The sequence below is a fragment of the Thiohalobacter sp. genome (assembly GCF_027000115.1).
Taxonomy (GTDB): Bacteria; Pseudomonadota; Gammaproteobacteria; order Thiohalobacterales; family Thiohalobacteraceae; genus JALTON01.
In genome coordinates this window covers 83554-95941 of record NZ_JALTON010000054.1, presented here as the reverse complement: position 1 = coordinate 95941, position 12388 = coordinate 83554, and the positions used below count along the sequence as shown (strand labels likewise).

At 68.8% G+C, this 12388-nt stretch carries 9 protein-coding genes; 7 read left to right on the top strand and 2 right to left on the bottom strand.

Annotated features, from left to right (window positions below):
• Positions 1 to 44: 44 nt before the first annotated feature.
• Complete coding sequence (locus tag MVF76_RS10995) at positions 45 to 2180, top strand: putative bifunctional diguanylate cyclase/phosphodiesterase (protein WP_297529056.1); 2136 nt, start codon at positions 45 to 47, stop codon at positions 2178 to 2180.
• A 243-nt stretch (positions 2181 to 2423) separates the two neighbouring features.
• On the opposite strand, the gene dapD is transcribed toward MVF76_RS10995, so the two are convergent.
• Entirely contained in the window at positions 2424 to 3245 is an 822-nt protein-coding gene (gene dapD, locus MVF76_RS10990; RefSeq protein ID WP_297529054.1) for a 2,3,4,5-tetrahydropyridine-2,6-dicarboxylate N-succinyltransferase, read from the bottom strand.
• A 29-nt stretch (positions 3246 to 3274) separates the two neighbouring features.
• Positions 3275 to 4471: a succinyldiaminopimelate transaminase gene (gene dapC, locus MVF76_RS10985; protein WP_297529052.1), complete on the bottom strand. Its 1197-nt coding sequence runs from the start codon at positions 4469 to 4471 to the stop codon at positions 3275 to 3277.
• Positions 4472 to 4560: 89 nt separating this feature from the next.
• Between dapC and MVF76_RS10980 the strand changes: the two genes are divergently transcribed.
• The 6 genes from MVF76_RS10980 to MVF76_RS10955 all read left to right on the top strand — a co-directional run bounded on the left by MVF76_RS10980 (position 4561) and on the right by MVF76_RS10955 (position 12383).
• Positions 4561 to 5448, top strand: a complete 888-nt coding sequence (locus MVF76_RS10980) for a DMT family transporter (protein WP_297529051.1) — start codon at positions 4561 to 4563, stop codon at positions 5446 to 5448.
• Positions 5445 to 5816 (top strand): VOC family protein, encoded by a 372-nt coding sequence (locus MVF76_RS10975; protein WP_297529049.1) that lies wholly within the window; start codon positions 5445 to 5447, stop codon positions 5814 to 5816. The genes MVF76_RS10980 and MVF76_RS10975 overlap by 4 nt, the downstream gene beginning before the upstream one ends.
• Before the next feature lie 252 nt (positions 5817 to 6068).
• The gene (locus MVF76_RS10970; protein ID WP_297529047.1) at positions 6069 to 7439 is read left to right on the top strand and encodes an ExeA family protein; all 1371 of its coding nucleotides are present in this window, start codon (positions 6069 to 6071) and stop codon (positions 7437 to 7439) included.
• On the top strand, positions 7436 to 9172 hold the full coding sequence (mshL, locus tag MVF76_RS10965) for a pilus (MSHA type) biogenesis protein MshL (RefSeq protein ID WP_297529045.1): 1737 nt from the start codon (positions 7436 to 7438) through the stop codon (positions 9170 to 9172). Before MVF76_RS10970 ends, mshL begins: the two co-directional genes overlap by 4 nt.
• Positions 9169 to 10680, top strand: coding sequence for a tetratricopeptide repeat protein (locus MVF76_RS10960; RefSeq protein ID WP_297529043.1), 1512 nt, complete (start codon positions 9169 to 9171; stop codon positions 10678 to 10680). Before mshL ends, MVF76_RS10960 begins: the two co-directional genes overlap by 4 nt.
• Positions 10677 to 12383 (top strand): GspE/PulE family protein, encoded by a 1707-nt coding sequence (locus MVF76_RS10955; RefSeq protein WP_297529041.1) that lies wholly within the window; start codon positions 10677 to 10679, stop codon positions 12381 to 12383. The genes MVF76_RS10960 and MVF76_RS10955 overlap by 4 nt, the downstream gene beginning before the upstream one ends.
• Positions 12384 to 12388: the final 5 nt, after the last annotated feature.

Genomic DNA, 12388 nt, shown 5'->3' with positions numbered 1-12388 from the left:
AACGGCGCCGGCCGACCCGCCCTTCGAGAAAAAAAGGACAATCCATGCCCATCGACCCCCTTGCCCAGGGTAGCGGTGACGCGGCCGACTGGATCCACGCCTGTCTGGAACGCAGTCCCGCCGTGCTGTTTCGCGCCCGCTGCCATCCCGAGCGCGGCGAGTTCATTGCCCACTGGCTCAGCGCCAATGCGGAGCGCCTGCTGGGCGCGGCGGACGACCTGGCCCGGCCGGGGGGCTGGATCGAGCGCGTGCACCCGGCCGACCGGGACCGGGTGCGGGTGGCCTTCGAGTACCTGCCGCTGCGGCGCAGCCTGATTGCGGAGTACCGGATGCTGGGTGCGGACGGGCGCTATGTCTGGGTACGCGACGAGCGTCATCTGGTCGCGCTCGACGAGGACGACACCCTGCTGGTGGAAGGCTCCTGGCTGGACGTCAGCGACCGCCGCCAGGCCCAGGACCGCCTGCATGCCCGTGAACAGCTTCTGCGGCAGCTGGTCGAGACCGGCAGCGATGCCGTGTGCCTGGTGCACACGGATGGCCGGGTGGCCGAGGTCAATCGGGCCGGCCTCGGGCTGCTGGAGACGGAGGACGCCGCTGCCATCATCGACCGGCCGCTGTTCCAGCGTATCGCACCCGGTCACCGGGCGCGGGCGGCGGTGCTGGCGCGACGGGTGATGGCGGGCGAGCCGGTGGTCATGCAGCTCGACATGCTGTCAGTGAAAGGCCGTCGCCGTCGCATCGAGGCGCGTGCCGCGCCCCTGTTCGACGCCCTGGGTGCGGTGAGTTCAGCGGTGATCGTCGCCCGCGACATCAGCGGTCCCGCCGCGGCCGAGAGCCGGGCCCGGTTCCTGGCCCACTACGACCCCCTGACCGGCCTGCCCAATCGTGGCCTGTTCCGCGACCGCCTGTTGCAGGCCATGGCGCAGGCGCGGCGCAGCGACACCCTGCTCAGCGTCATGTTCCTGGACATGGACAACTTCAAGGATGTCAACGATACACTGGGCCATGCCGTCGGCGACCAGATGCTCAAGGGCATCGCCGCGCGCATCACCGCCTGCACCCGCGCCAGCGACACCGTGGCGCGCTTCGGCGGCGACGAGTTCGGGGTCATCCAGACCGGCATCACTACGGTGGGGGATGCCGCTGACCTGGCCGAACGCATTCTGCAGCGCATCAACGCGCCCATGGTCATCGAGGGCCACGAGCTGCATCCGTCCATGAGTATCGGGCTCATCATCTACCCCTACGAGGATCACGATGCCGACGAGCTGCTGCGCAGCGCGGATCTGGCCATGTACAAGGCCAAGCGCGAGGGCCGCAACCGCTACCAGTTCTACGCCGCGGACCTGAACCGCGTGGTACAGCGGCGCGCAGTCATCGAGCGCGAGCTGCGCACGGCGCTGTCGCGCGACCAGTTCCGGCTCTGTTACCAGCCGCAGGTCAGTCTGCAGGACGGACGCGTAGTCGGGGTCGAAGCACTGCTGCGCTGGCATCACCCGGAACGCGGCGAGATCGGCCCGGAGGAGTTCATCCCGGTGGCGGAGAGTGCCGGTCTCATCATGCCCATCGGCGAGTGGGTAATGGCCGAGGCCTGCCGCCAGATCGCGGCCTGGGGGCAGGCCGGGCTGCCGCCGCTGCGGGTGGCCATCAATCTCAGCGCCGCGCAGTTCCGCCACAAGAACCTGCTCAACGACATCACGGCTGTGCTGGAGGAACACGCGGTCGATCCCGCGCTGCTGGAGATCGAACTCACCGAGAGCCTGATCATGCACGACGTGCGCAATACCATTGCCACGCTCGAGCACCTGCGCCGGCTGGGCGTGCAGATCTCGATCGACGACTTCGGCACCGGCTACAGTTCGCTGTCCTATCTGACGCGCTTCCCGGTGCACAAGATCAAGCTCGACAAGTCCTTCGTCGCCGAGCTGCACAAGGCCGATGGGGCCGCCATTGCGCGCACTGTGGTGGGCCTGGGGCATACCCTCGGCCTGCGGGTGATGGCGGAGGGCGTGGAAGGCCCGGAACAGGTCGCCTTTCTGCACGAGCAGGGTTGCCACGAGGCGCAGGGCTATTACTTCAGCCGCCCCATGCCGCCCGGGGCGCTGCAGCGTCTGCTCGCCGAGGGTGCGGAAGCGCTGCGCGAACGGGCATTGCCGGTGTGGCGGGAAGGGGACTCCTGAGCGGCCGTTGATGGGCACGCTGCGCTTTGCCCATCCTGCGAGGTGCGCGGGACAGGACGGGCAAAGAAACAAAGCGACGTGCCCATCGGCTTTACACCGCGGATGTGATGGGCACGGCCCTCCGGGCCTTTGCCCATCCTACAGAACTGTCTCCCCGGCCGACGGCCTGGAGGTAGGATGGGCAAAGCGCAGCGTGCCCATCAGAGGCTGCGCTGCCAGGGGACCGAGAGCAGGCTATGTCGGTCAGATGTTCCGCAGCAGCTCGTTGATGCCTACCTTGCTCAGGGTCCTGGCGTCGACCTTCTTCACGATCACCGCGCAATAGAGGCTGTACTTGCCGTCCTTGGAGGGCAGGTTGCCGGATACCACCACCGATCCCGCAGGCACGCGGCCGTAGATGATCTCGTCCTTTTCACGGTCGTAGATGCGCGTGCTCTGGCCGATGTACACGCCCATGGAAATCACCGAGCCCTCCTCAACGATCACACCCTCGACGATCTCGGAACGGGCACCGATGAAGCAGTTGTCCTCGATGATGGTCGGTGCGGCCTGCAGCGGCTCCAGCACGCCGCCGATGCCGACACCGCCGGAGAGGTGCACGTTCTTCCCGATCTGGGCACAGGAGCCGACCGTGGCCCATGTGTCGACCATGGTGCCGGAGTCGACATAGGCGCCGATGTTGACGTAGGAGGGCATGAGCACCACGCCCGGTGCGATGTAGGCGCCGCGGCGGGCCGCGGCGGGTGGTACCACGCGCACGCCGGATTCGCGGAAGTCGCGCGAGTTGTAGTCGGCGTACTTGGACGGCACCTTGTCGTAGTAGTTGGTGAAGCCGCCCTTCATGAACTGGTTGTCCTCGATACGGAAGGACAGCAGCACGGCCTTCTTCAGCCAGTCGTGGACCTTCCATTCGCCATCGATCTTTTCGGCGACCCGGGCCTTGCCGGAATCCAGCAGGTCGATGGCCTCGAGCACGGCCTCCTTGACCAGGGGTTCCACGCTGCGCGGGTTGATGTCGGCACGGCGCTCGAAGGCTTCCTCGATGATGGGCTGGATGTCGTTCATGGTCGGGCTCCTGTGGGTTCCTGGATGCGTCAGAGTCGGGAGAGGAAGCGACGGATGCGCTCCGCCGCCTCGATGCAGTCTTCGAGATCGGGCACCAGTGCCATGCGCACCCGGCCCGCGCCGGGATTGCCGGCAGCCGTCTCGCGCGACAGGAAACGTCCGGGCAGCACGGTGACATGTTCCTCGGCGTACAGGCGGCGGGCAAACTCGGTGTCGTCGACGGGCGTCCGGGGCCAGAGATAGAAGCCGGCATCCGGCGCCCGCACCTCGAGCGCGTCGCCGAGGATGTCCAGCACGGCGGCAAACTTCTCGCGGTAGCGCGCCCGGTTCTCCCGCACATGGGGCTCGTCGCGCCAGGCGGCAATGCTGGCGGCCTGGGCCGGCGGCGGCATGGCGCAGCCGTGATAGGTTCGGTAGCGGTGGAAGCGGGCGATGAGTTCGGCATCGCCGGCCACGAAGCCCGAGCGCAGGCCGGGCAGGTTGGAGCGCTTGGACAGGCTGTGGAACACCAGGCAGCGGCGGAAGTCGTCGCGGCCCAGGGCAGCGGCTGCGCCCAGCAGGCCCGGCGGCGGCCGGTCCTCGTCCGGGTAGAGCTCGGAGTAGCACTCGTCGCTGGCGATGACGAAGTCGAAACGGTCGGCGAGTTCGATCAGCCCCTGCAGCGCCTCCGTGCCCATCACCGCGCCGGTGGGGTTGCCCGGCGTACACAGGTAGACGAGCTGGCAGCGCTCCCAGATCTCCGCAGGAACCTCCGCGAAGTCGGGCAGGAAGCCGCTGGCCTCGGTGGTGTCGACGAACCAGGGCTCGGCCCCGGCGAGGAAGGCGGCGCCCTCGTAGATCTGGTAGAAGGGATTGGGGCAGACCACCAGCGGCGCGCGAGTGCGGTCGACCAGAGCCTGGGCGACGGCGAACAGGGCCTCGCGGGTGCCGTTGGCCGGCAGCACATGGCGCTCGGGGTCAACCGCACCGGCAGGCAGATCGAAGCGTTGCGTCAGCCAGTCGGCAATCGCGGCGCGCAGTTCCGGGCGGCCTCTCGTTACGGGGTAGTTGGCCAGCTGGTGCAGATGCTCGATCAGGGCCTCGGCGGCCAGGTGTGGCGGCGCGTGCTGCGGCTCGCCGATGGACAGGTTGATGTGGGCCAGCGACGCAGGCGGCGTTACCCCGGCCTTGAGTTGGGCCAGGCGCTCGAAGGGGTAGGGCTGCAATCGCTTGAGATCGGGATTCATGCGGGGTCGGCCGGCGCGGCGATTTGCGGCTGCAAGCGGCGGGACGAACCGATACCATGCAGCCTGATCCGGAAAGGGCGCGATTATACGTGAACGCTGCCAAACCCGAAAACGGCCCGCTTGCGGTCGCCAGTCTGCTGCTGGCGGCCACCCTGTGGGGTCTGCTGTGGTATCCGCTGCGACTGCTGGAAGGCGCCGGGCTGTCGGGCCTGTGGGCCACGCTGGTGATCTACGCCTCGGCGGCGCTGGTGGTGCTGCCCGTGCTGCGGCGCCCGCCGCGACTGGCCGGCCAGCGCCTGGACTTACTGTGGATGTGTCTGGCCGCGGGCTGGACCAACGTGGCCTATATACTTGCCGTGATCGAGGGCAATGTCGTGCGGGTGATGCTGCTGTTCTTCCTGTCGCCGCTGTGGACGCTGCTGCTCGGCTACTGGCTGCTCGGCGAGCGCCTGACCGTGCTCGCACGCCGGGTGTTCGTGCTGGCCTTCGCGGGCGCGCTGGTAATGCTGTGGGATCCGGACATCGGCCTGCCCTGGCCGCGCGGCCGCGCGGACTGGCTGGCGGTCTCTTCCGGCATGGCGTTTGCGTTGACCAATGTCATGGTGCGGCGCCTGCACGGCGTGGCCTTGTGGTGGAAGACCTGGGCGAGTTGGCTGGGGGTGATGGCGGTGGCTGGGGTGGCGCTGCTGCTCACGGGCTCGGTGACGCCACCGGCCGCGCCGGTCATGGCATGGGGTGGCGCCGTCGCACTGGGGATGTTCGGCATGGTGCTGATGACGGTTTCGGTGCAGTACGGCGTGACCCACATGCCGGTGCATCGTTCGGCGGTGATCCTGTTGTTCGAGCTGGTGGCCGGTGCCCTGTCGGCGGCGTTGCTTACCGATGAGACGGTGCGGCCCAACGAATGGGCGGGCGGGCTGATGATCGTCACCGCGGCCTGGCTGGCGGCGCGTCTGCCGCAGGCAGGGCCGGCATGAAGGTACGATTGCACCATGTCAGTCTGCTGGTGGCGGACACCGGGCGCGCGCTGGGTTTCTATCGCGATCTGATCGGTCTCGAGGTCGCGCCCGACCGGCCCGACCTCGGCTATCCCGGCGCCTGGCTGACGCTGGGTGAGGCCCAGATCCATCTCCTGGAACTGCCCAACCCCGATCCGGTCTCCGGCCGTCCCGAACACGGCGGACGCGACCGGCATGTGGCCCTCGCGGTGGATGATCTGCCGGCACTGGTGGCGCGGCTGGAGGCCGCCGGCGTGGCCTTTACCCGCAGCCGTTCCGGGCGTGCAGCGATCTTCTGCCGCGATCCGGACGGCAACGCGCTGGAACTGATCGGCATCGGGCCATGAGCGGATTCGAGCCGTAGCCGCGCCTGGCCGGGACGCCGGCCGAACGCCTGCCTGCCGAACTGCAGGCTTGCGCAGCTCCCGAAATCCACGTCAACCGATTGACGGCCTGGAGAAAATGGCGCTTGGGGCAACGGCCCTGCCTTTGTCAAATCCATGTGATATCAACTGGATACGAAGGGCACTTGAGCCCCTTCCGGTAACTGGTCCAAAGCTTGCTTGTGGCGGCTGTACCTCTGATCAGGGCTGACCGCCATGTACGAGACGCACTTCGGGCTTAGCCGCCCGCCATTCCGGATCACGCCGGATACCCGCTGCTTCTACGCCGGCGCCCGCCGTGGCGCGCTGCTGGACGCGCTGGTCTACGCCATCGAGCGCGGCGAGGGTCTGGTCAAGCTCACCGGCGAGGTCGGCAGCGGCAAGACCATGCTCTGCCGCATGCTGGCCGAACGGCTCGCCGAGCGCGCCGAGGTGGTCTATCTCGCCAATCCCTCGCTGGGCAGCGACGAGGTGCTCGCCGCGATCGCGCTTGAGCTGGGGCTGCCGGCCGAGGGCGGTCGGCTGGCATTGCTGCAGACCCTGCAGGGCCACCTGCTGCGTCGTCACGCCGAGGGTCGTCCCGTGGTCGTCTTCATCGAGGAGGCCCAGGCCATGGACGGGGCGGCGCTGGAGTCGGTGCGGCTGCTGTCCAATCTCGAGACCCGGGAGGCCAAGCTGCTGCAGCTGGTGCTGTTCGGCCAGCCGGAACTGGACGACCTGCTCGCCGTCCACGAGCTGCGCCAGTTGCGCGAGCGCATCACCCAGAGTTTTCATCTCGAACCCCTGTCGCCGGCAGAGATCGGCGATTATGTGCAGTTCCGCTTGCGCGCCGCCGGCTATCGCGGTGCCGATCCCTTCACCCCTGGGGCGTTGCGACTGCTGGCGCGGGCCTCCCGCGGCCTGGTGCGGCGCATCCATATCCTAGCCGACAAGGCATTGCTGGCCGCCTACATCGAGGGTCGCAGGCAGGTCACGGCGCGCCACCTGCGCCGAGCCATCGCCGACAGCGAACTGCCCGGTCCCGGCATGCAGGCCCTGTTCGCCCGCCTGCCGCGCCCGGCCTGGGGCTGGGGGGCTGCGCTCGCAGCCGGGCTCGCGGCCCTGCTGCTGTTGCCGTTGCACGGCCCCGTTCCTGACTTCTCCGCGCCGGCGTTGCCCAGCGTCAGCGAGCTTGCGGCCATTGCGCCGGCCGCCGGTACGCCCGCGTCTGCCACGCCGGTTTCCGCAGAGGATCCCCTGCAACGCCTGCTGGCGGAAAGCCGCAGGGCCGCGGGTGACGGTTCCGGCTATGCCATCCAGCTACTCACCACCGACAGCGCCGACCCCGCGCCGCTGCGACGCCTGCTCGACTCCACGGACATGGCACCGCTGCGCGAGCGGCTGCTGATCGCGCCGACCCGGGTAAGTGGCGAGCCGCGCTGGTCAGTGCTGCTGGGTCGCTTCGATTCAGTTGCCGAGGCGCGCGCCGCGCTGGCGGCCCTGCCCGAGCGGCTCGCCCGCAACCATCCCTACCTGCGTTCGCTGGAAGCGGTGCGCAGGGAATTCGAACGCCACGCCCTGGCAACGGACACGGGAACTGCATCATGAACGGAAGCCTGTTTCAGCGAATCCGGCGAACCGCGGTCTGCCTGTTGCTGCCTCTTGGTCTTGGTGCCTGCGCGCCCACGCCCGAGCGCCCCGATCGCGGTCACGTCGATGGCGGCGCCCTGGCAACTGCCGACATTCCCGAGCCAGTGCATCAGATGCCGGTACTGGAGGCGCCGCAACCGCGGGCGCCCGAGGCCCTGTACACGGTGGTGGTCACCGATGCCGAGGTACGCGAGCTGCTGTTTGCGCTGGCCCGCGATGCCAAGGTCAACGTCGATGTGCATCCGGAGGTCAGCGGGCGGGTCACTCTCAACGCCGTCGACCAGACCCTGCCGCAGATCCTCGATCGCATCGCGCGGCAGGTGGACCTGCGCTTCATCCGCCATGGCGACACCCTGATCGTCGAGCCCGATGCGCCCTATCTGCACACCTACCGCGTCGACTACGTCAACATGGCGCGCGACAACCAGAGCACGGTCAGCGTCGCCACCCAGATCGCCACCACCGGGGCCTCGGCGGTCGGCGACAGCAGTGGCGAAGCCGGCAACAACAACTCCACCACCACCGTGGTGAGCACATCCAACCAGCGCTTCTGGAACACCCTGGTCGCCAATGTCGAGGCCATCCTTGGCGCAGGTGAGGTTGCGGCATCGGAGGCTGCGACGGCGCAGGCGGCAACGCCCGCGGAGGCCGGGGACGGGTCGCCCGATGTCCCCGTCGCCGGCACGGACAGCAGCGACGGCGAGGAAGGCGCCCTGCGCCAGGTGTTCGCCTCGCCGGAGGCGGGGCTGTTGACGGTGCGCGCCACCAGCCGCCAGCACCGGGAGATACAGGCCTATCTGGATACCCTGCTCAACAGCGCCCAGCGCCAGGTTTTGATCGAGGCCACCGTGGTCGAGGTCCGGCTGAACGACGACTACCAGCTGGGCGTGGACTGGAACGTGATTGCCAACAATGCCGGCTGGGGTATCGACCAGTCCCTGATCGGGACCACATTCAGCCAGGAACCCTTCACCCTGCTGACCTATGCGGATCCGACCACCCGCCGCGGTGACGTCAGCGCCACCCTGGGCATGCTGCGGCGCTTCGGCGACGTCAAGGTGCTGTCCAGCCCCAAGATCATGGCCATCAACAACCAGACCGCGCTGCTCAAGGTGGTGGACAATCTGGTCTATTTCACCGTCGAGGCCGATACCACCAGCGGCCAGGGCTTCGCGACCACGACCTTCACCTCCACCGTACATACGGTACCGGTCGGATTCGTGATGAGCGTGACGCCGCAGATCAGCGAGACCGAGACGGTGATCCTCAACGTGCGGCCCACCATCTCGCGCGTGACCGGCTTCGTCAATGATCCCAATCCCTCGCTGGCGCCGTTCGAGATCGAAAGCCGGGTGCCGCAGATCCAGGTGCGGGAGATGGACTCCATCCTGCGCGTGCAGTCCGGGCAGACGGCGGTGCTGGGTGGCCTGATCCAGGACAGCGTCGATCTCGGCAAGTGGGGCACGCCGGGGCTGTCGGAGCTGCCGGGCGTGGGTGAGCTGTTCAGCATGCGCGAAAACCGTGTCAGTCGCACCGAACTGGTGATCTTCCTGCGCCCGCGGGTGATCCGCGACGCAAGCCTGAACCAGGAGCTTGCCGACTTCCGCGACTACCTGCCCGCGGCGCAGCCCTTCAGCGGCGATCCGGAACGCCTGACCCCGCCCCCGCGGTTCGGAGGTGACGGGTCATGAGCCTGCTCATGGACGCCCTGCGCCAGGCCGAGAGGGGCCGGGCAAAGGGTAACGACAGGGAGGCCGCGGCAGCGGATGCCGGAAGGACGCGGGCTCCGCAGGGCTTGCCCGAAACAGGGTCGTGCGCAGCCGCGGAACCGGCGGCATCGGAACAGGAACAGGGCGCCGACCTGTCGCTGGCTCCGCTGGACACACCGCCGGAGGCCGCGACCGGGGCCGACTTCGAAGCCCTGGACGAAGCGGAGGCCGAGCCGCCGGAGCCGGCGCCGCAAGCCCACGCCGACGAGGATCAGCCTGTGACGGTCGCCGAACCGGAGCTGGAACCGGAACCGGAAGCGCAAGCGCAAGCGCAAGCAGCAACAGAAGCGGCACCCGCTGCCGTGTCGCCGGAACCGGCGCCGCGGGCACCCGGCCCTGGGCCCGAGCAGGCGTCCGTTGCCCCCCCGCCGCAGGCAGCGGCGGAACTGTCCGTCGAGGCACAACCGGAGCGGGTGCAGGCGGAACGGCTGGTGGCCCTGACCCGGGCCCGCAAGGCCGCTGCGCAACGGCGGATGAAGTTCATGCTCGGCGGGCTGGCGGCGGTGATCCTGCTGCTGCTGGCCGGATACGGCTACCTGCAGATGAGCGGCGCCGGCGACGAGTTCGTGCCAGGGGCAGCAGAACCCGTTGCCATCGGGCCCGAAACCGATCCGGAAAGCGGGGTCGCCGACGCGCGACCGGAACCGGCGGCCACGATGCTGAGCGGCCCCACCCGGCTACGACCGGTGTCGGGCCCGACGGCCAAGGGTGAATCTCCGTCCCCGGCGCCTGTCGCGGCGCCCGACGCCGAGCCGCCCGCGGCAGCGGCCATGACCACGCCAAATCCCTCGGCGAACACGCCACCGCCGGCCACGACTGCGGCCGGCATTCGCATCCGGCGCGTGGTGCGCCCGCGTCCGGTCGATGCCGATCTGGCGGCGGCCTTCGCGGCCTTCGGCCGCGGCGACCTGGACTCGGCCAGCGAACGCTACCGGCAGGTCCTGCGCCGCGAACCCGGAAATCGCGACGCGCACATGGGCCTGGGTGCCGTTGCCCTGCGCCAGGGCGACGCGGCAACTGCGCGCACGCACTACCGCGAGGTGCTGCGGCGTGATCCCAGCGATACCGCGGCGCTGGCCGCGCTGGCGCTGCTCGAGGGCGGGGAACAGCGCGACATCGGCCGCCTGCGGGTGCAGCTGCAGCGCCATCCGGACGATGCCCGCCTGCATTTCGCCCTTGGCAGCCTGCACGCGCAGGCCGGACGCTGGGCGGAGGCGCAGCGCGCCTATTTCGAGGCCCACCGGCTGGCGCCGGAACGGCCGGAGCATGCCTTCAACCTGGCCGTGGCGCTGGATCGCCTGGGCAAGCCGCAGGCAGCGCTCGGTTTCTACCGCCAGGCGCGGGAACTGGCGATGGGCCGGACCGTGGCCTTCGATCTCCAGGCGCTGGAGCGGCGCATCGCACAGCTCTCGGGGGGGGCGGGATCGTGAGTGCCGTACCGCAGAAGCCGCCGCGCCGCATCGGCGACATCCTGATCGAGAAGGGCGTGCTCAGCCCCGATCAGTTGCGCATCGCGCTCACCGAGCAGAAGAAGCGCGGCGAACAGCTCGGCCGCATCATCGTCAGCCTCGGCTTTGCCACCGAGGCCATCGTGCGCGACGCCCTGTCCGAGGCACTGGGGCAGGAGAGTGTCGACCTGAACAAGGTTGTAGTGGACAGCGATGCCCTGGCGCTGATCCCCAAGGACGTGGCCCGGCGCTACCGCGCGCTGCCCATTTCGCTGGACCATGCGCGTGGCCTGCTCACGGTGGCCATGGCCGACACCACCAACGTGGTGGCCATCGACCAGTTGCGCGCGGTGCTGGGCGGCCAGGTCGACATCCATCCGCTGCTGGCGGCGCAGACCGAGATCGAGAACGCCATCGACCAGTTCTACGGTTACGAGCTGTCGGTGGACGGCATCCTGCACGAGATCGAGACCGGCCAGATCGACTACGACAGCTTCGCCGGCGAGGCGGAGGAATACAGCCAGCCGCTGGTGCGGCTGGTCGATGCCATGCTGTCCGATGCGGTCAAGGCCGGTGCCTCGGACGTCCACTTCGAGCCCGAGCAGGGCTTCCTGCGGGTGCGTTACCGCATCGACGGCGTGCTGCGCCAGGTCCGCTCGCTCCACAAGAACTACTGGTCGGGGATCGCCGTGCGGCTGAAGGTGATGTCGGGCATGAACATCGCCGAGACCCGAGCGCCGCAGGACGGCCGCATCTCCCTGACCCTGTTCGGGCGGCCGGTGGACTTCCGCGTGTCGGTGCAGCCGACAACCTGGGGCGAGAACATCGTGCTGCGCATCCTCGACCGCAGCAAGGGTATCGTGGCGCTGGACGATCTCGGCCTGCCCGACGATTCGCTGGCCATGCTCAAGGTGATGATGGCGCGGCCGGAGGGCATCATCCTGGTGACCGGCCCCACCGGCAGCGGCAAGACCACGACGCTGTATTCGATGCTCAACTACGTCAACAGCGAGTCGGTCAACATCATGACCCTGGAGGATCCGGTCGAATATCCGATGCAGCTGATCCGGCAGACCTCGGTCAACGAGGCCGCCAAGATGGACTTCGCCGCCGGCATCCGCTCCATGCTGCGCCAGGACCCGGACATCATTCTGGTCGGCGAGATCCGCGACGAGGACACCGCCGACATGGCCGTGCGCGCCGCCATGACCGGCCATCAGGTGTACTCCACCCTGCACACCAACTCCGCCATCGGCGCCATCCCGCGCCTGCTCGACCTGGGCATCGTGCCGGACATCCTCGCCGGCAACATCATCGGCGTGGTGGCGCAGCGGCTGGTACGGCGCGTCTGTCCGGACTGCCGTGAGCAGGTCGAACCCAATGAACTGGAGCGTCGCTTGCTGCGGGTGGAGGCCGACACGCCGGTACAGGTCGCCCGGGCCCGCGGCTGCGAGCGCTGTCACCACACTGGCTATCGCGGCCGCATCGCGGTGATGGAACTGTTGAAGATGGATGCCGACCTGGACGAACTGGTGGCTCGGCGGGCAACGCGCCGCGAGCTGCTGGACATGGCGCTGGACAAGGGCTTCCAGCCCATTGTCAAGGATGCCGTGCGCCGCGTGCTGGACGGATCCACGACCCTGGACGAGATCTCGCGCGTGGTGGACCTGACCGACCGCCTGTGACACCG